Source organism: Ruegeria sp. HKCCA5491, from assembly GCF_013034565.1.
In the GTDB taxonomy this organism is placed as follows: domain Bacteria; phylum Pseudomonadota; class Alphaproteobacteria; order Rhodobacterales; family Rhodobacteraceae; genus Ruegeria.
In genome coordinates this window covers 119,442-137,502 of the sequence record NZ_WQGG01000012.1, presented here as the reverse complement: position 1 = coordinate 137,502, position 18,061 = coordinate 119,442, and the positions used below count along the sequence as shown (strand labels likewise).

The 18,061-nt window shown below is 59.6% G+C and carries 19 protein-coding genes; 1 reads left to right on the top strand and 18 read right to left on the bottom strand.

All coding sequences use genetic code 11. From position 1 onward, the window contains the following. Window positions 1–133: 133 nt before the first annotated feature. The 14 genes from GOV88_RS16390 to ruvC form a co-directional block, all read right to left on the bottom strand. Window positions 134–709 carry an MOSC domain-containing protein gene (locus GOV88_RS16390; protein ID WP_171241092.1) on the bottom strand — a complete coding sequence of 192 codons (576 nt, stop codon included), beginning with the start codon at window positions 707–709 and terminating at the stop codon, window positions 134–136. Window positions 710–805: 96 nt separating this feature from the next. Next, window positions 806–2,722 (bottom strand): ATP-dependent zinc metalloprotease FtsH, encoded by a 1,917-nt coding sequence (ftsH, locus tag GOV88_RS16385; RefSeq protein ID WP_171121839.1) that lies wholly within the window; start codon window positions 2,720–2,722, stop codon window positions 806–808. A gap of 76 nt (window positions 2,723–2,798) precedes the next feature. After that, window positions 2,799–4,052: a tRNA lysidine(34) synthetase TilS gene (tilS, locus tag GOV88_RS16380; protein WP_171241091.1), complete on the bottom strand. Its 1,254-nt coding sequence runs from the start codon at window positions 4,050–4,052 to the stop codon at window positions 2,799–2,801. Then, on the bottom strand, window positions 4,049–4,876 hold the full coding sequence (gene ybgF, locus GOV88_RS16375) for a tol-pal system protein YbgF (RefSeq protein WP_171241090.1): 828 nt from the start codon (window positions 4,874–4,876) through the stop codon (window positions 4,049–4,051). Before ybgF ends, tilS begins: the two co-directional genes overlap by 4 nt. Before the next feature lie 4 nt (window positions 4,877–4,880). Beyond that, on the bottom strand, window positions 4,881–5,390 hold the full coding sequence (gene pal / locus GOV88_RS16370; protein WP_171121836.1) for a peptidoglycan-associated lipoprotein Pal: 510 nt from the start codon (window positions 5,388–5,390) through the stop codon (window positions 4,881–4,883). Between the two features lie 88 nt (window positions 5,391–5,478). After that, entirely contained in the window at window positions 5,479–6,798 is a 1,320-nt protein-coding gene (gene tolB / locus GOV88_RS16365; RefSeq protein WP_171121835.1) for a Tol-Pal system beta propeller repeat protein TolB, read from the bottom strand. Continuing rightward, on the bottom strand, window positions 6,795–7,889 hold the full coding sequence (locus tag GOV88_RS16360; RefSeq protein WP_171241089.1) for an energy transducer TonB: 1,095 nt from the start codon (window positions 7,887–7,889) through the stop codon (window positions 6,795–6,797). The genes tolB and GOV88_RS16360 overlap by 4 nt, the downstream gene beginning before the upstream one ends. 9 nt (window positions 7,890–7,898) lie before the next feature. Continuing rightward, window positions 7,899–8,375 carry a protein TolR gene (gene tolR, locus GOV88_RS16355; protein WP_152457226.1) on the bottom strand — a complete coding sequence of 159 codons (477 nt, stop codon included), beginning with the start codon at window positions 8,373–8,375 and terminating at the stop codon, window positions 7,899–7,901. Window position 8,376: 1 nt separating this feature from the next. Then, window positions 8,377–9,072: a protein TolQ gene (tolQ, locus tag GOV88_RS16350; RefSeq protein ID WP_171121833.1), complete on the bottom strand. Its 696-nt coding sequence runs from the start codon at window positions 9,070–9,072 to the stop codon at window positions 8,377–8,379. A 110-nt stretch (window positions 9,073–9,182) separates the two neighbouring features. Then, window positions 9,183–9,566 (bottom strand): tol-pal system-associated acyl-CoA thioesterase, encoded by a 384-nt coding sequence (gene ybgC, locus GOV88_RS16345; RefSeq protein ID WP_171121832.1) that lies wholly within the window; start codon window positions 9,564–9,566, stop codon window positions 9,183–9,185. After that, entirely contained in the window at window positions 9,563–10,186 is a 624-nt protein-coding gene (locus GOV88_RS16340) for a hypothetical protein (protein WP_171241088.1), read from the bottom strand. Before GOV88_RS16340 ends, ybgC begins: the two co-directional genes overlap by 4 nt. A gap of 61 nt (window positions 10,187–10,247) precedes the next feature. Beyond that, the gene (gene ruvB / locus GOV88_RS16335) at window positions 10,248–11,267 is read right to left on the bottom strand and encodes a Holliday junction branch migration DNA helicase RuvB (RefSeq protein WP_171121830.1); all 1,020 of its coding nucleotides are present in this window, start codon (window positions 11,265–11,267) and stop codon (window positions 10,248–10,250) included. A gap of 4 nt (window positions 11,268–11,271) precedes the next feature. Beyond that, window positions 11,272–11,943, bottom strand: coding sequence for a Holliday junction branch migration protein RuvA (gene ruvA / locus GOV88_RS16330; RefSeq protein ID WP_171121829.1), 672 nt, complete (start codon window positions 11,941–11,943; stop codon window positions 11,272–11,274). After that, complete coding sequence (ruvC, locus tag GOV88_RS16325; protein ID WP_171121828.1) at window positions 11,940–12,437, bottom strand: crossover junction endodeoxyribonuclease RuvC; 498 nt, start codon at window positions 12,435–12,437, stop codon at window positions 11,940–11,942. The genes ruvA and ruvC overlap by 4 nt, the downstream gene beginning before the upstream one ends. A 334-nt stretch (window positions 12,438–12,771) precedes the next feature. Between ruvC and GOV88_RS16320 the strand changes: the two genes are divergently transcribed. Continuing rightward, window positions 12,772–12,984 carry a DUF1127 domain-containing protein gene (locus GOV88_RS16320; protein WP_171121827.1) on the top strand — a complete coding sequence of 71 codons (213 nt, stop codon included), beginning with the start codon at window positions 12,772–12,774 and terminating at the stop codon, window positions 12,982–12,984. Between the two features lie 110 nt (window positions 12,985–13,094). On the opposite strand, the gene GOV88_RS16315 is transcribed toward GOV88_RS16320, so the two are convergent. The 4 genes from GOV88_RS16315 to GOV88_RS16300 form a co-directional block, all read right to left on the bottom strand. Then, complete coding sequence (locus GOV88_RS16315) at window positions 13,095–13,439, bottom strand: hypothetical protein (RefSeq protein ID WP_171121826.1); 345 nt, start codon at window positions 13,437–13,439, stop codon at window positions 13,095–13,097. 104 nt (window positions 13,440–13,543) lie between these two features. Continuing rightward, the gene (locus GOV88_RS16310; protein WP_171241087.1) at window positions 13,544–14,416 is read right to left on the bottom strand and encodes a 50S ribosomal protein L11 methyltransferase; all 873 of its coding nucleotides are present in this window, start codon (window positions 14,414–14,416) and stop codon (window positions 13,544–13,546) included. Window positions 14,417–14,480: 64 nt separating this feature from the next. Then, entirely contained in the window at window positions 14,481–15,713 is a 1,233-nt protein-coding gene (locus GOV88_RS16305) for an MFS transporter (protein WP_171121824.1), read from the bottom strand. 73 nt (window positions 15,714–15,786) lie between these two features. Beyond that, window positions 15,787–18,012 (bottom strand): primosomal protein N', encoded by a 2,226-nt coding sequence (locus GOV88_RS16300; RefSeq protein ID WP_171241114.1) that lies wholly within the window; start codon window positions 18,010–18,012, stop codon window positions 15,787–15,789. Between the last annotated feature and the right edge of the window lie 49 nt (window positions 18,013–18,061).

Here is an 18,061-nt window from a genome sequence, read left to right as displayed (position 1 = left end):
TGATCAACCCATACAGTTGTGAACCCCGGCAATGAATGTGGATTCCGACATAATCAAGCCCCGAAACGGCGTAGCGTCACTTACAGGATGGCGTCACGTAACTTTGATCGTTTCCCATCGGAAAACCTGTGACTTAAGGTGCCCAGGCGCGCTGATCGGGAACGAACAGCTTCATACGATCGCCCAGCTTCAACACACCGGGTCGCTCGACCCATGCGGTCACACCCCGCCTCCCCTTCGCTGCGGGCTTGAACGCCGCACCGTGACCGGGCAGATCGGACTCGACCTCGCGACCAGGAATCACGCAGGGGCGGTTTTCCATATCTACCGTGATCGTGACGCCATCGGGCCCCTGAAGCCGCGAGGATGGCGGTACATGCGTAAAGTCCGGTATTCCACGCAACAGGATGCTGACCCCCAGAAAAGAGGGGTCCAGCGCGTCCAGCCCCATCTCAGCCGCCGTCGCCTGCATCTCATCTTCGGACAACACGGACAATTGCCGCACATTGCGGATCTCAGTGCCCTGTGGGTAGAGATTCTTCATCCGCACGCAAGAGGAACGGTTCACCCCCTCATGCCGCTCGCCCGCTGCACCTGCAAAACCCAAAGACATCTCAGGGACGGCAGATGCTCGGATCGACTGCCCCGCCTGAACGTGACCCAGCCAAACGATTTCACCCGTGAATTCTGTTTCTCGCAGGACCGGCATGTTCTGCCCCCTATAACCGCCACAATCTTCGGGCAACTAGCCGGCAGGTTTGCCGGAAAGAAAAGAAAAACCCGAGCCTTGGCTCGGGTTTTAGCGTTAAGTGGTCGGTTCCGGCTCCATGCCACCATCGGGCGGAGATTTCTTAACCTTGGTTTTCGGGATCGCCGTGACGCTTGGCGCACCGCCCTCATCCGGGCTGCCGCCTTCGTCGTCACCTTCGCTGGGCGATTCACCGTTCATAACGCGCTTGATCTCGTCGCCGGTCAGCGTCTCATATTCCAGCAGACCTTGCGCCAGACGTTCCCACGCCTCGTTCTTGTCGGTGAGGATCTTGTGCGCACGCTCATATCCTTGCTGGATCAGGCGTTTCACCTCTTCTTCGATCAGCTCTTTTGTATGGGCCGAGACCGAGAAACCAGCGGTGTTGCCCTGATAGCCCTCATGCGCTTCAGCATAGTCGATATTGCCAACCTTGTCCGACATGCCCCAGCGCATAACCATGGCGCGCGCAAGCTGGCTGGCTTGCATGATGTCACCGGCGGGGCCGTTCGACACATGGTCTTCACCGTATTTGATGACTTCGGCAGCCTTACCTGCCATGGTCATGGCCAGCTTTTGCTCACATTCGTCCCGGTGATAGTTCAGGCGATCCATTTCAGGCAAAGACACAACCATACCCAGCGCACCGCCGCGCGGAATAATCGTTGCTTTATAGACTGGGTCGCACAGCGGCAGCTCCAGACCAACTACGGCGTGGCCGGCCTCGTGATAGGCGGTCTTTTCCTTTTGATCCTGGGTCAGCACCATCGAGCGGCGCTCGGCCCCCATCATCACCTTGTCCTTGGCGTTCTCAAAGTCTTCCATGGTGACAAAGCGACGGCCTACACGCGCCGCCATCAGCGCGGCCTCATTCACGAGGTTCGCCAAGTCCGCACCCGAGAAGCCCGGAGTACCGCGCGCGATGATGCGCAGGTCAACGTCAGGGCCCAGAGGCGTCTTGCGCGCATGCACACCCAAGATCTTCTCACGGCCTTTGATGTCGGGGTTGCCGACCGTCACGTTACGGTCAAACCGGCCCGGACGCAGCAGCGCAGGGTCCAGAACGTCCTTACGGTTGGTCGCGGCCAGAATGATCACGCCTTCGTTGGCTTCGAACCCGTCCATCTCAACCAGCAACTGGTTGAGCGTTTGTTCGCGTTCGTCGTTGCCGCCGCCATAGCCGGCACCACGATGGCGACCCACGGCGTCGATCTCGTCAATGAACACGATGCAAGGTGCGTTTTTCTTGGCCTGTTCGAACATGTCGCGTACACGAGACGCACCCACACCCACAAACATCTCGACGAAGTCTGAGCCTGAGATGGTGAAGAAGGGCACGCCAGCCTCACCGGCAATCGCGCGGGCCAGCAGCGTCTTACCAGTGCCCGGAGGGCCAACCAGCAGCGCGCCTTTGGGGATTTTACCACCCAGACGGCTGAATTTCTGCGGGTTGCGCAGGAATTCGACGATCTCTTCCAGCTCTTCCTTGGCCTCGTCAATGCCGGCCACGTCGTCAAAGGTCACCCGCCCATGCTTTTCGGTCAGCATCTTGGCCTTGGACTTGCCAAAGCCCATCGCGCCACCTTTGCCGCCGCCTTGCATCCGGTTCATGAAATAGACCCAGACACCGATCAGAAGCAGGAATGGCAAAAGCGTGATCAGGAAGGACTGGAACCCGGATTGCTGCTGCTTTTCAGCGCGCACCGGAATATTTTCGTCGATCAACAGCTTGGTGACCTCGGCGTCACCCGGTTTGATCGTCACATAATTTGCGCCGCTTTGCGTGGTATAGCGAATCTGTTCACCATCCAGCGTCACATTCTTGACCTCGCCGCCTTCAACAGCGGTCACGAAATCGGAATAAGTTCTTTCATTGCTCTGAAGCGTTCCGCCTGGTCCGCTGAACAAATTGAACAGTGCAAGGATCAGCAGAAACAGAACGACCCAGAAGGCGATGTTACGAGCGTTGCCCAAGGAAAATCTCCCAAAAGATTTCGGCAGGTGGGGGTCTGCCGGGTTGCTCTATAAAATAGAGATGATTCAAGCAGGTTCAATGCGATAAAAACGAAGAATGAAAGTCGGACCTTTCCGCCGTCAATTCTGCCTGCCAACCGTTCGTAAAACCTGCCAAAGGCGCGGACAAAAGGGTTTCGCCGTCCCATACTGCGGGTGATGATACCAGCACCTCGCGGGGTTTTCCAAGAGCCCTCCACTCTGACGCTGAACGTAGCCCTGCGTCGCCCAATGGCGCAATCGTTGCATTGGGCGCAGAAGGGCCGGTCAAAACCCAACGGTCATCCCAGTCTTGTCCAATTTCGCAGCGCATTTCCTTCACGGCGTTTAGCTCTCTGCAAATCCACGTTTTATTGCCCTTTGGGATCAGAATGCAGCCCCCAATCGTGCCCGGTTTTGCAAGCTCAATCGCCTCGATTGCTTGTTCGGTGGCTGTGTGTCGTGGGGGATAGCCGGGTCCGGCAATCCACGCCAAACTGCCCAGCACCAACCGGCGCTGAACCTCAGCAGGCAAAGCCGCGAATCCGGCTTGGTCGCAGCACACGGCCCCCGTATCCGCAACAAGAACCTGCCGTGCCGAGTCTTGCGTATATAGCGCCAAAGCTTCATCCGCCCGCGCCAGATTTTGCGCAACACGTGTCAGAGACTGGGCCGAAATTCCCAAGCCCCCAAGCGATTTCAGCGCGTCCCGCGCCTTGATCCGGTCGAATCTCATGTCGTGATTCGATGGGTCTTCTATCCAGTCCACACCGATTTCCGTCAGATAGTCGCGCAACTGAAGGCCCGTAACGCCCAGCATCGGACGCAGGAAAGTCGCGCCGTTCCGCTTGATTGAATCAGCCATTCCAGACAAGCCCGTCACACCCGCGGCCCGCCCCAGACGCATCAGAATGGTTTCGGCTTGATCATCTGCAGTATGGCCCAGCGCAATCGCGCCCAAGTCGTTTCTGCGGGCCCAGTCCGCCAGCAACCCGTAACGCTCCTGTCGCGCGCGGTCCTGAAGGTTTCCCCGGCCATCCCAGTTGTTCCAGATCAGAGTTTCGTGCGGCACGCCAAGCGATTTTGCCTGCTGTGCCACCCAGTCCGCCTCTGTTGAGGACTCGGGGCGAAGTCCATGGTCAACCGTCGCAACAAACAACGCCACCTGCTTTTGCCCGGCGATATCTTTCAATAGATGCAGCAACGCGACCGAGTCGCCACCGCCCGACACCGCAATGCCCAAACGGGCTGGAAAATCTGCTCCCAGCCGCGCCCTGATCTCGGATAGCAAAATGTCTGAAATTTCGGTCAAGAACAGCCCAGCGAAGCCATTTCCTGCGTCGCAGCCGAGGCCGCAGCCGAACCCGGAAAACGCACTCCAACCTCGCTAAGGGTTATGCAGGCCTGATCAATCTGCTCCAATCGTCCAAGCGCCGCGCCCAGTTCGAACAAGGCTTCGGGCGCAAACGTGCCTTCGGAATCGCCCGTAAAGCTGGCCAGAAACGCGCGCGCAGCCTCGCGGGTGTCACCCAGCCCCTGCAACGCATGTCCACGCTTCAGGTGGGCCTCTGGTGCGAGGGGGCTTCCGGGGTAGGACGTTTCAAACAGCGCAAACTGATCGGCCGCCGCCTGAAAATTACCGTCGGCCAGAGATTGTGCAGCGGCGTCAAAATCAGCGCGTTCACCAATGGCAAGTTCGCCTTGTTCGGCGATCAGCGGTGTCTCTGTTGTCACGGTCGGAGCCGCTGCGGTGATCTCGGTGTCCCCGCCCAGGGTCGATGTTTCGCCCAGCGTACTCAGATCGCCGCCTTCAAGTTCAACCAGACGAAACTCAAGATCACCAATCCGGTTGGTACCGTCGGTGACGACATTCTGGACCCGTTGATTCAATTGCTCGGTCTGCCGCGTCAGGCGTTGCAATTCAGCCTCGATCGCGTCGACGCGTTCCAGAATTGAACTGCCAGACAGGTTTGGCGCGGGGGAGCCCGTTGTGGAAAACTCGCGCTTGAGGCGCTGAATTTCCACGTGCAGCACCGTTAGCTCTTGCCGGATATCGGCCAAAGTCTGCTGATCCTGCGCTTGTGCCACTCCGGCGGTCGCTACCGCCGCGGCCAGAACCCATCCTGCAATTCTCATCGTCTTACCCCAAGGTTGAACCGGTCAGCACCGTCACCGCGCGGCGGTTCTTGGAATAGCAATCCTCGGTGCTGCAAATCTCGATCGGGCGTTCCTTGCCGAAGCTCACCGTCGTTAGGCGATTACCCGCAACACCCCGCGAAATCAGATACTCGCGGGCCGCGTTTGCGCGGCGCGCTCCAAGGGCAAGGTTGTATTCACGCGTGCCCTGTTCGTCCGCATGTCCTTCGATGGTTGCGACAAAATCGGGGTTTGCCAAAAGCCAGTCCGCCTGCCCTTGCAGGACTGTTTGTGCCTGCGGTGTCAGCGTGGACTGGTCAACCGAGAACAGCACGCGGTCGCCCACGGTTTGCTGGAAATACGCCGGGGATCGCGGATCGCTTGGCGAACCGGGCGCGATGGCCCCGTTCGCGCCGCTGCCAAATCCACCGCCCAGTGCGGAAGGATCGTTGCTGGTACAGGCGGCCATCACACTCAGCGCGCCCAAAGCCAAAACTTTGCTCAATACGTTCATTTCAGGTGCCTCGTCATATTATCTGTTTATTGCCGTCTCTGTATCACAGTGCAGTTTTTTTGTGAACTTTTCCAACCCCCTGCCCTGATCAATTCTGCAATGGCCCCCATGACGGATCACTTCCGCCATCTGGGGTCCGTACCGGGCGCAGATTCCGTCCCGAAATATCCACCGAGTACAGCGTCGCGCGACCACTTGCACCCTGCGTTTCGCGGGTAAACATGATAACCCGACCGTTGGGCGACCATGTCGGCCCCTCGTCAAGGAAGGACGAGGTCAGCAGGCGTTCTTCGCTGCCGTCCGTGCGCATCACACCGATATGAAAACGGCCCTTGTTCTGCTTAGTGAAAGCAACCAGATCCCCACGCGGCGACCAGACAGGTGTGCCATAGCGCCCCTGACCAAAGCTGATCCGCGTCGCTTCGCCACCGTTGGCGGGCATGATATAAAGCTGCGGCGTACCCGAGCGGTCGCTTTCGAACACGATCTGCGACCCATCGGGCGAATAGCTGGGTGCGGTTTCGATGGCAGGTGTGTTCGTCAGTCGGACACTTTGCCCTGACGCCAGATCCATCTTCCACAGGTCCGTGTTGCCACCCTGAATCAGCGAATACACGATCGAGCGTCCATCCGGCGAGAAACGGGGCGAAAAGCTCATGGTGCCGCCCGGTGTATTCAGCTCGGTCCTGCGGACGCGGTCCACGTCCAGCACATAGATGCGTGGCTGGCCAGTTTCATAGCTGGTATAAAGCAGCCGGTCGCCCGTGGGCGAAAAACGCGGGGCAAGCACGATGGCGGCGCTGTCGGTCAAGTACTGCACATTCGCGCCATCATAGTCCATGATCGCCAGCCGTTTCAGTCGCTGGTCCTTGGGTCCGCTCTCGGACACAAAGGCGACACGGCTGTCAAAATAGGCTCCTTCTCCAGTCACCCGGCTGTAGACCTGATCCGCCACCTTGTGCGCCATTCGCCGCCAGCCGTCGGTGGTGCCTGCAAACTGTAGGCCATTACCCAGTTCCTGACCCGAAAATACATCCCACACCCGAAACCGAACTGTCAGGCGATTGCCCGACACATTCACAGCGCCGGTTACCAGCGCCTCGGCGTTGATGGCCTTCCAGTCGGCAAACTGAACCGGGGCATCAAAACTGCTGACCCGGCTGATGAACGCATCCGATGAAATCTCACGGAACAGACCGGTTCCAGTCAAATCAGCAGCAACCACCCGCGAGATGTCCTGCGCGAATTGGGCCGCAGCCGCGTTGTCGGGGACAAAACTGGGCACGGCAAAGGGCAAGGGCTCGATGATCCCCTGATCCAGTTCCAGACGCAGCGGTCCGTTCTGGGCATATGCAGGCGCCGTCAGTATCGTCAGGCCCAGCAACAAGCTGGTCAGAAATCTCATCATTTGATCCGCATCCTCTCGGGATTGAATGTAATCTCAATATCCTGCCATTGCGCGTATTTGTCAGCAGGCAGGTCGTATCCTTTTGCCCCACAGCGCAGAATTGCGCGTCTGGCGGCCTCATATGCCTGGCTCGCAGACCCGGCAGACCCGCCGGAACTGTCGATCATGCGTAAACTGCCGCCCACCACCTTACCATCCGGCGTCAGTGAAAACGCCACGACAACAACAGTCTGCAGCGCATCCGTTGACAAAGAGCCAACATTCCAGCACCGCGAAACGGCCAATCGCATCGCGTCCTTCTCGCCACTGGTCAATGGGGGGCCAGAGGGTTCGTTGCCTTGACCCAATGCCTCGGCCAGAGCGTCCTGAATGGCGCTTTCGTCGGCTGCCGGTGGCTCTGGCTCTTCGGTTTCAGCGACTTCGGTCTGTGCTGGCGGTGTTGGCCTTCTTGGACGGACCTGAGGGCGCGGGGACGACCGGGGCGCGTATTCCTTGGCCTCTTCAGCCTCGGTCACGATCTCATCCGTGGCTTCCTCCGGGGCGGTTTGATCTTGCTGCTCTTGCTGGATTTCTGCGCCTTCGTCCAGTGACACAGCCGGTGTTTCGATATCATCCGGAGCTGCTTCGGGCGGCGGTGGGGCAACCGGCTCGGGCGCGACCTTGTCCGCGGAGCGCGGCTGCGCCTCGGGGCCGGGCGGGACCGGCAATGCCGCAATTTCAGTGTCAGGCGGAGGGTCCAGCGCAGGGGGCTGTTCCACTTCAACAGGCTCAGGCAACGGCTCGACCGCCTCTGGCGCGGCGTCGGGTTCAGGCTCAACCGCCTCTGAAACTTCCGAAGTTGGCTGTTCCTCTTCCACAGGTTCCGGGGGAGCCGTGTTATCTTGCGGTTCTTCAGGCTGCTGTAAGGACGAGGGTGTCGGCACCTCGGGCGCTTCGCGTTGGGCGGTCATCGCCGCGAACTGCTCAGCCGAGATCACGGAAACATCCTGAACGGCCATAGGCAAAGGCTCGGACCGAAAGGTGCCGCCGAACAAGGCCCATCCGATCAGAGATACGTGGGCGATCGCCGAGATCTTGGTGCCGGTATCCACCGCGCGGCCTCACTCTCCACCTTCGTCCAGTGTCGGGCCGCCGGTATCCGTCACCAGCCCGACATTGGAAAAACCGCCCGCATTCAGCGCGCCCATGACCTGCATCACTTGCGCGTAAGGGATTGCGCCATCTGCGCGCAAGAACACGCGGTCACTGCTCCGTTCTGCCGCGATCGCGCGCAGTTTACCAATCAACTCTTCGCGCAAGACATCCGTGGTCTGGATTTGTACCCGCCCGTCAGCCGTCAGCGTCACTGTTAGCGGTTCTTCGTTGTCACCGGGCAAAGCGCTGGCCGCAGTTTTGGGCAGATCAACCGGAACGCCAACAGTCAACAAAGGGGCAGCCACCATGAAGATGATCAGCAACACCAGCATGACGTCGACAAAGGGCGTCACGTTGATCTCGGCCATCGGCTGGGCGCGGCCCCGACGCCGCCCGCGCCGACGCCCGTTCCCCCCCGAGGATTGCTGAACCGCAGCCCCCATGTCAGCTATCCAATTGGCGCGACAGGATGGTCGCGAATTCGTCAGCGAACGCCTCGTACCCGCCGACGATCCGGTCACTATCGGCGCTGAGTTTGTTATAGAAAATAACCGCCGGGATCGCGGCCAACAGACCCAGACCCGTGGCCAGCAACGCCTCGGCAATACCGGGGGCAACAACGGCAAGGTTGGTGTTCTGCTGCTCGGCAATCTCGATAAAGGCGTTCATGATGCCCCAGACGGTGCCGAACAAACCGATAAACGGCGCGGTCGAGCCAACCGTCGCAAGGATCGGTAGCCCCTTTTGCAGCGTTTCAGCTTCTTTCGCGATCGCCACATCCATCGACCGGTCGATACGCGCAGTTGCCCCGGCAATCAGCCCTCCATCGGTGCGATGGGACCTGCGCCATTCGATCATGCCAGCCGCGAAAATCTTTTCCGAGCTTCCGTCCGGCTGCGTGCCAATCTGTTCGAACAGCTCATCCAGCGGATTGCCTGACCAGAAGGATTCATCAAAAACCTGCGCCTCGCGCCGAGCCGCCCGATAGTTGATGATTTTCTGGATAATGATGCCCCATGACCAGATAGATGCCCCGATCAACATCAGCATCACCAGTTTTACGACAAAGGTCGCGCGGGCATACAGCCCCCACATGGAGAAGTCGATCTCCTGCGCCAGCGCCAGCGTTTCAGCTTCCATGAACCTGCTCTTTGTTTTTGCCTGACGGCCGTTCTTTTGGCCTTGTTTTGCCAAACGCTAACGCAGTTGGTTATGAAAAGCCAACAGAACCACCCCTACCCCGCAAATTGTTACAACAATGCGCGAATCTCTGCCGGAAGCCGCACCGGCTTGCCCTGCGCATTCATGCAAACGGCGGTCACCGTGGCGCGAAAAACCTCGGTCTCATCCCGTTTTACGATCTGATCCATGGTCAGGCGCACGCCCGACACAGAAGCAACCGTGGTTTCGACGATCAGGTCGTCTTCAAACTTGGCTGGTGCCAGATAGTCCGCCTCGATCCTGCGGACGACCCAGACAATACCAGCATCGCGCATGGCGTTCTGGTCGTTGCCGAGTTTACGCACATAATCGGATCGCGCACGCTCGATGAACTTCAGGTAGTTTGCGTGATAAACGACACCGCCCATATCGGTGTCTTCGTAGAAAACCTGAACAGGATACACGTGTTTCATTGCGGCTGCTCCATCCTCGCAAACAATCGCAGAGCGTGAGATGGGTCCTGTGCGACGCCCGGCAGGACCGGATCGTAGGCCGCACGGATCAGCCCGGCAATATCCGGCCGCAGGATCGTCGCGCCACCCGCAATCGCCAGCGGCGACGCACTGCGAAAAGCGGCGTCAGACCACAGCAAGATCGTCTGCACCACCTGACTTAGCGCCAAAGTTTCTGCCGGAACCTTGGACAGTTCCTTGTCCATCCGGAGAAACACAAACGCCGCCCTGATCGACCCGTCCTCTTCAAACCTGAAGATACGGTACTGATTGGCATCTGCCGCAACCAGCCGCTCGACCAACGGGGCCAGATCGGGCACCAAACGGTCCAGATCCGGAACCTCGAGCAATTCCTTCCAATCACGGAAGAAGAAGACCATGCAGTTTGCACCCAACTCCGGGTCGGTTTCGGCCATGTTGTGACCGGCAAGCGTGACGACCGCTTCAAACGCACCTTTGACGGTCGCCAGCGTTTCGTCTTCCACGCCGAAAACAATGGGTACGATAGGGCGACCCCAGCGTGCAAACAGGAACTCGCCGCTTTCGCGGGTGAACAACGCTTGGATATCTTCGGGTGTCACGCGCAATCCTCGGTGGTCACAAAAGGGTCGTTCGAACCCTTAAAAGCTATGACGCCCAGCTTCAACCAAACAGATCGCTTTGCCCCTTGGGCGCCGCCATCCCAAGATGAGTCCACGCCTTCCGCGCCAGCATTCGACCACGTGGCGTGCGTTGGATCAAACCCTGTTGCAGCAGATAGGGCTCGATGACTTCCTCAAGCGAGTCGCGGCTTTCCGACAGCGCCGCGGACAGGGTTTCGATGCCAACGGGTCCACCTGCGTAATTCTCGGCAATCAGCGTCAGGTATCGCCGGTCCGCACCATCCAATCCAAGATTATCGACCCCCAGCCGGGTCAAAGCACCGTCCGCCAGGTCGCGCGTAATGTGACCGTCACCTTCGACAATGGCAAAGTCCACAACGCGCCGCAGCAACCGACCTGCAATACGCGGTGTTCCTCGTGACCTTCGGGCGATTTCCCGCGCGCCGTCGTCATCAGCAGGGGCGCCCAGTTTGCGAGCATTTCGGGTGACGATCTCGTGCAATTCATCCACTGTGTAGAACTGCAACCGCGTCGGAATACCAAACCTGTCACGCAGCGGTGTGGTCAGCAGGCCCATCCGTGTTGTCGCACCGACCAGGGTAAAGGGTTGAAGCTCGATCCGAACCGTGCGCGCCGCTGGGCCTTCGCCGATTACCAGATCCAGTTCGAAATCCTCCATCGCGGGGTACAGAACCTCTTCGACTGCCGGGTTCAGGCGGTGAATCTCGTCAATGAACAGCACATCGCGCGATTCCAGATTGGTCAGGATGGCCGCCAAATCACCAGCCTTGGCCAGCACGGGGCCAGAGGTCATGCGGAAATTCACCCCCAACTCGCGTGCCATGATCTGCGCAAGCGTCGTCTTCCCCAACCCCGGAGGGCCATGGAACAGCGTGTGGTCCATCGCCTCGCCCCGCTGCCGGGCCGACTGAATGAACACACGCAGGTTCGCGCGCGCCTCGGCCTGACCGATGAATTCATCCAACCCCTGCGGACGCAGGGCACGGTCGTTATCCTCGGGCAGAGGATCAGGGCGCAGGGTGGGATCGGCGTCTACCATTCACTCAGCCTTTCGGGGCCAGCAGTTTCAGCGCTGCACGGATCAGTTCCGCCTCGCCAGCTTCGGGCTGACTGGCTGCAGCTTCGGCCACAGCGGACGCAGCTTCGGACGGGCCGTACCCTAAGTTTGACAAAGCCGACAACGCACCGGCAGAGGCCGCGGCGTTACCCGATGCAGGTTTAACAACCCGTTTGGGCGCAGGTTCGACCGCCTCAACAATCTCAAGATCAGGGCCGTCCATCGCCTCCGTCACCGTACCGCCCATCGCCATCACACCGGGCGCTTTGTCCTTGAGGTCCAGAACGACGCGCTGCGCCGTCTTCGGGCCGACACCTTTGGCGGATTTGACTGCGCCCCAATCACCCAGCGCAATGGCCCGGCTGACGCCATCAGGCCCCAGCGCCGACAGGATAGCCAACGACACCTTGGCCCCGACCCCCTGAACCGAGCACAGCAGGCGATGCCATTCCTTCTCGACCAGCGACAGAAACCCGTAAAGCTGCATCAGGTCCTCGCGCACGACCATGTCAGTGTAGATCGACACCGCCTCGCCCACACCGGGCAGCGCCGCCATTGTTCGATCCGAGCAATAGACGATATACCCCACCCCGCGCACGTCGATCAGAACGTGATCCGCCGCGCGGTAGTCCAAGCGCCCTGTCAGTTTGCCGATCATGCCCGAACCTCTTTCATCCGCGCCTGTGGCGCTGCGCCGTAATATGAGTGACAGATCGCAATAGCCAGTGCATCCGCCGCATCCGCGCCTTTGGGTTCGCACCCCGGCAGTTGAAGTTTGACCATATGCAGAACTTGCTCTTTCTCGGCGTGGCCAACGCCCACCACCGTTTTCTTCACCCTGTTGGGCGCATATTCACCCACTGCAAGCCCAGCCTGCGCAAGGGTCAGCAAAGCCACCCCGCGCGCCTGACCCAGCTTAAGCGTGCCCGCACCGTCCTTGTTCACAAAAGTCTGTTCGATTGCCGCCTGTTCGGGCCGGTATTCCGCGATGACCTCGACAATCTGATTGTGCAAAGACAGCAGCCGTTCGCCCAGATCATCGCCATCTGACTTGCACAAACCATTGGCGACGTGGCTCAGGCGGCTGCCACGCGATTCGATGACGCCCCATCCCAGGGTCCTGAGCCCCGGATCAATGCCCAATATCCGCATCTTTTTGCCTCGGCCTGCTCGGGTTTTTATGCTCTTTCCCTTCGATTAGCACGAAGCGTGAACATTTTCCAAGCGAATTGACCGAAAGTCTAAAAACGACACTTGTGTTCCGGGGCCGACAAACCTGCCAGTTTGCGACGCCAAAGCGTCTGTTTTCGACACGGAGATTACCGGTTAATGGCCTTAAAATTAAGGATTTTTCATAATTGGAAAGCCTTGCAAAAAACGCATAGGACACATGCAATTTCTGCGCTTGCGGAACCCGATCACCCTAACTAAATGCCGATCAGATCGAATGATCGAGACATGAAATTTAACCAGAAGGAAACAGGATATGGCTGCACTGGATACCACCCGCGCCACCACTGGCTCGTTCGGCCTTGCTGGCCGTATCGGCGCATTTTTTGCATCGGCAGTGACCGCCGTTGTCGAATGGAACGATGCCCGCGTTACTCGTAACGTGCTGAATCGTCTGACGAACCGCGAACTCGAAGACATTGGTCTTTGCCGGGGCGACATTGACGTCGTCGCGGAGGGTCGCCGGTAGGGATTAGCACAACCCTGCCACTCACTCGCCCCTTCCTCCTCCCTCGGGGGCAAAGAAAAACGCCGCGCATCTTTCAATGCGCGGCGTTTCTCGTCAAAGCGGACAAATGCTCAGTGCAGGTACTTACCCAACTGGGCAGAGAGACGTTCCGAGATGGGATCGATTTGCATCACCCAGGCACCGGCTTTTTCAACCGCTGTGCCTTCAGCCAGGCTATCGACCCGATATTGATAAGCAGACGCGCCCAGGCTGGTCAGCAAGAATGTTTTGAAGGCAAACAAGCCCACAAGACACAGCAGCAGAACCTTTGCAGGTACGGCGGACTGCACGCGCTGCGGCCGCATCACGACAAGACCATCCTTACGCATGGTCGCGCGATAGCCGCGGCTGAGCTTGGCATGTTTTTTGCTCAGGCGATGAATGCGCTGATCAAATTCAAGTTGTTTTCCAGTCATGGCAGCCTCCAAAAACCGCCCCCAGGTTGCATCTTTTCAAGGTAGAAAGAGATTGCGCCAAAAAAGTGGCGAAAATCTAGAAAACTCCTGTAAATGGCCCGAATTTAGCCCTGTTTGCTTAAGATTAGCGTCGTCCACTCACCAAATTCCGAACGATTGGCCAGATTAAATCCGTTTTGGAGATAAACAGTAACAACGTCATCCGCCTGTTCGTTGAGGATTCCCGAAAGGATTGCATAGCCGCCGACGCGCAGATTCGCGGCGATTTCCGGCGTCAGGGCGACCAACGGTCCTTTTAGAATATTCGCAAAAATCAAATCGTACGGCGCAAGGGAATTCAGATCGGGATGGTCGAAACCAGCCGCTTCGACACATTGAACCTGTCCGGCCATGCCATTTGCCTTCAGGTTGGCCTCGGCGACGTCTACGGCGACCTGATCAATATCGCTTGCGATGATTTGCCCGTCCCAAACCCGCGCGGCGGCCATGGCCAAGACTGCCGTACCACATCCGATATCCGCCACTTTGTCTGCCGAAAAACCATCGTCCAGCAGGTAGTCCAAAGCCTTGAGACAGCCCAGAGTGGTTCCGTGATGACCAGTGCCAAACGCCATTGCCGCCTCGATCAACAGCGGGATGCGGCCTTCGGGCAGCTTGTCTGCGTCGTGGCTTCCATAGACAAAGAAACGTCCGGCCTCGACGGGGGCCAATTCGCGGCGCACGTGGGCAACCCAATCGGTTTCCGGCAATTCTGACACCACGAACGGTTTGGCTTCGAACGCGGCGGCGAGCACGGCCAGTGCGGTTTCATCCGGGGTTTCGGTGAAGTAACCGCCGACTTCCCACAGGCCCGAACCGTCTTCGACCTCGAACACGCCGACGCCGGTGGGTTCTGGCACCAGACGCTCCATGGCTTCGCCCAAACCTTCGGCAGCTTTCTTTCCCGTCAGAGTGGTCAGCGCGGTGAATGTGGGCATCTTGGCCTCCTGTGTCAGTTGCCACAGCGCCTAGGGCGACAGGCCGCCAAGGTCAAGCGCCGGCTTATTCCGCCGGGGCCGGAGCGTATTTCGACAGGATCGTTTCGTTTCCGGGTTCCGGGTGGCGTGGGATCAACAATGACAACGCAAGCGAGATCATGGCCATCGCAGCCGCCAGCCCGAACACGGCACCGGGCGAGACAACCCACAGCAGTCCCAGAAGCGCGGGCAGAAACACCGCCGCGATATGGTTGATCGTAAAGGCCACCGCAGCAGTGGGCGCAATGTCTGCCGGGTCTGCGATCTTTTGGAAATAGGTCTTCAACGCAAGCGCCAGAGCGAACAGAACATGGTCGATCACATACAGGATCGCGGCCAGCACCACACCCCACCCAAACCAGTAGATACCGCCATAGGCCGCAAAAACGATGGCGAGGCCCGCATACTCAAAAATAAGCGTGCGGCGTTCGCCGAAAACCGACACCGCTTTGCCCAGCATCGGCGCGGCGGCCATGTTGATCATCAGGTTAATCAGATAAAGCCCTGTGAGTTCGTGAACTTCAAACCCGAACTTCTCAACCATCATGAAGCCTGCAAAGACAACAAAAATCTGACGGCGGGCGCCCGCCATGAATTGCAGGGCATAATACAACCAATAACGGCGGCGCAGTATCAACTTCTTGGTTTGCGGTGTGGGCGCATCGAACTGCGGGTAAGCGAACAGACAGAACGCCGCCAACAATGCGGTTACCCCCCCAGTCGCCATGAAAACCATGTTGTAGGACAGCCCGAGCCGATCCCACGTCAGAACGATCAGCCCATAAACAACGGCTGTGGCCGCCGACCCCATTGCCACAAGCCAGCCCAGGATTTGCGGAGCGCGGTCCTTTGGCAGCCATTGCAGTTGCAGCGACTGGTTGACCGTTTCGTAATAATGAAACCCGATTGAGCTGAACAGCGTCACGAACAGCAACCCGCCAAGGCTGGGGAACCACGCTGTCACCGCGGTCGCAACACCCAACATGATCAATGAGATCATTGCCAGAACCTGCTCGCGGACGAAAATGATCACCGCAATCACCCCCACGGCCAGGAAGCCGGGGATTTCACGGACTGTGTGCAGCAGTCCGATATCCGCGCCGTCGAAATCGGCCACTTCGATGACGAAGTTGTTGAGCAGCGCGCTCCACCCGTTGAACGCGATGGGCATGGTCAGTGCCATCATGAACAACAGGGTTATCGGGCGGCGCCAGAACGGAAGTTTCTGCGCCTCGGATAGCGGCATGGGTTTCAGCATAGGATCGCTCTACGCCCATTTTGAGCGTTTGGCGAGGGGGCAGATGCACAACCGACCTGCACGAATGCAGAAGTCAGTAAAAACTCTGGGGGTCGATGTCGACAGTCAGGCGGATATCCCCCTTTAGACGCAACGGCGCTATCCACCGGGCGATAGCATCCTGAATCGGCGCGCCCTTGGGCGCCTTGACCAGCAGGCGAATGCGATGCCGCCCCCTGATGCGCGCAATGGGGGCTGGTGCAGGGCCAAAGACTTGCGCGCCTATTGCGCGCAAAGGCGCATCGTTGCGCGCCATCGCGTTTCCGATGTCAAAGACCGGCCCAACCTCGGGGCCTGACAGCACAATGCCAGCCATGCGCCCATAGGGCGGGACACCTGCGGCCTGACGCCCAGCGGCCTCGGCCTTCCAGAACCCTTCCTCATCGCCCGCCAGAATGGCGCGGATCACCGGGTGTTCGGGCTGAAACGTCTGCAGCAGCGCCTGCCCCGGCTTGTCCGCCCGTCCCGCCCGGCCTGCAACCTGCCGCATAAGCTGGAATGTGCGCTCCGCTGCCCGCAGGTCGGCCCCGTGCAGCGAAAGGTCCGCATCAATCACCCCCACCAGCGTCAGCTTGGGGAAATTGTGCCCCTTGGCCACCAGCTGCGTGCCGATGACGATATCGGCATCGCCTTCCGCAATCTCCTCGATCTTCGCTTTCAGCGCGCGGGCCGAGCCGAACAGGTCGGAACTGAGCATGGCGATCTTGGCCTCAGGGAAGGTCGCCTCGGCCTCTTCCGCCAGACGTTCGATCCCGGGGCCGACCGGAGCCAGCTTGCCTTCGACCCCGCAGGACGGGCAGGTATCGGGCATCGGCTTCGTCTCGCCACATTGATGGCACATCAGGCGCTTGAGAAACCGGTGTTCGACCATCCGCGCATCGCAATGGTCACAGGCAATCTGCTCGCCACACGCGCGGCACAGCGTCACTGGCGCATAGCCGCGGCGGTTGATGAACAACAGCGACTGTTCCCCGCGTTCGATCCGCTGTCGCACCGCCTGCCGCAGCGACGGCGAAATCCATGTCCCCGGCTGCATCTGTTCGGCCCGCATGTCGATGGGCTTCATCTCGGGCAGCACCGCCGATCCAAAGCGCGCTGTCAGGTCCACCCGCTCATACTTCCCGGCCTCGGCATTGGCCCAGCTTTCCAGCGAGGGCGTCGCGCTGGCCAGAATCACCTGTGCGCCACAGATCGACGCGCGAAGCACTGCCATATCCCGCGCGCTGTAATGCACGCCATCTTCTTGTTTGTAGGACGTATCGTGTTCCTCATCGACCACCACCAGCCCCAGATCGCGGAACGGCAGAAACAAGGTCGAGCGCGCGCCGACGACCAATTGCGCCTCCCCCTGCCCAACCATCCGCCAAACACGGCGACGCTCGGTCATTGTCGCGCCCGAATGCCATTCCGCCGGGCGCGCTCCAAAACGCGCCTCAACCCGCGTCAGGAATTCGGCTGTCAGAGCGATCTCGGGCAGCAGAACCAGCGCTTGCCGCCCCAAGCGCAACGCCTCAGCCACGGCTTCCAGATAGACCTCGGTCTTGCCTGAGCCGGTCACACCTTTCAGCAGCGTGGTCCCATAATCCCCGGTCCGCTGCCCGGCCTGCAACCGCGCCACCGCCGCCGCCTGATCCGCGGTCAGTTGCTTGCCCGGCAGGTCAGGGTCCAAACGCGGATAGGGCAGATCACGCGGGCTGTCCTCCTCGCGCACAGCGCCTTGCTTGACCAGCCCTTTGACGACCGAGGACGTGACCCCCGCCTGCTCGGCCAGTTCCTTCAGGGTAAAAGCCAAGCCACCGTATTCCCGCAGCACCTCCAACACGCGGGACCGCGCATCGGTCATGCGGTCGGGCTCTGCACTGCCCAACCGATACACCTTGCGCATCGACGGCGGATCGCCCAGCCCCGGCGCGCGGGTTGCCAGCCGCAACATCGCGGGCATCGGCGTCAGCGTATAATCGGCCACCTTGCCCAGAAACAGCCGCATCTCTTCGCGCATCGGCGCAACCTCAAGCACCCGGATCACCGATCGCGCCTTGGCCAGATCAAATCCGCCCTGCCCCGGTCCCCAGACCACACCCAGAACCTTGCGCGGGCCTAAAGGCACTTCGACAAACGCACCCAGAAAACACCCGCCCTCGGGCGCTTTGTAATCCAGCGTCCGGTCCAAGGGCTGCGTGGTCAAAACCGCCACCAGCTCACCGTGGTCGAAATACTCCTGCGCGCTCACCGCATCTCCTCGGGTCGGGGGTTTCAGCATCGGTGTTATTGGGGTAAAGGCATCCGCGACCAAGGCCAACCCATCAAAG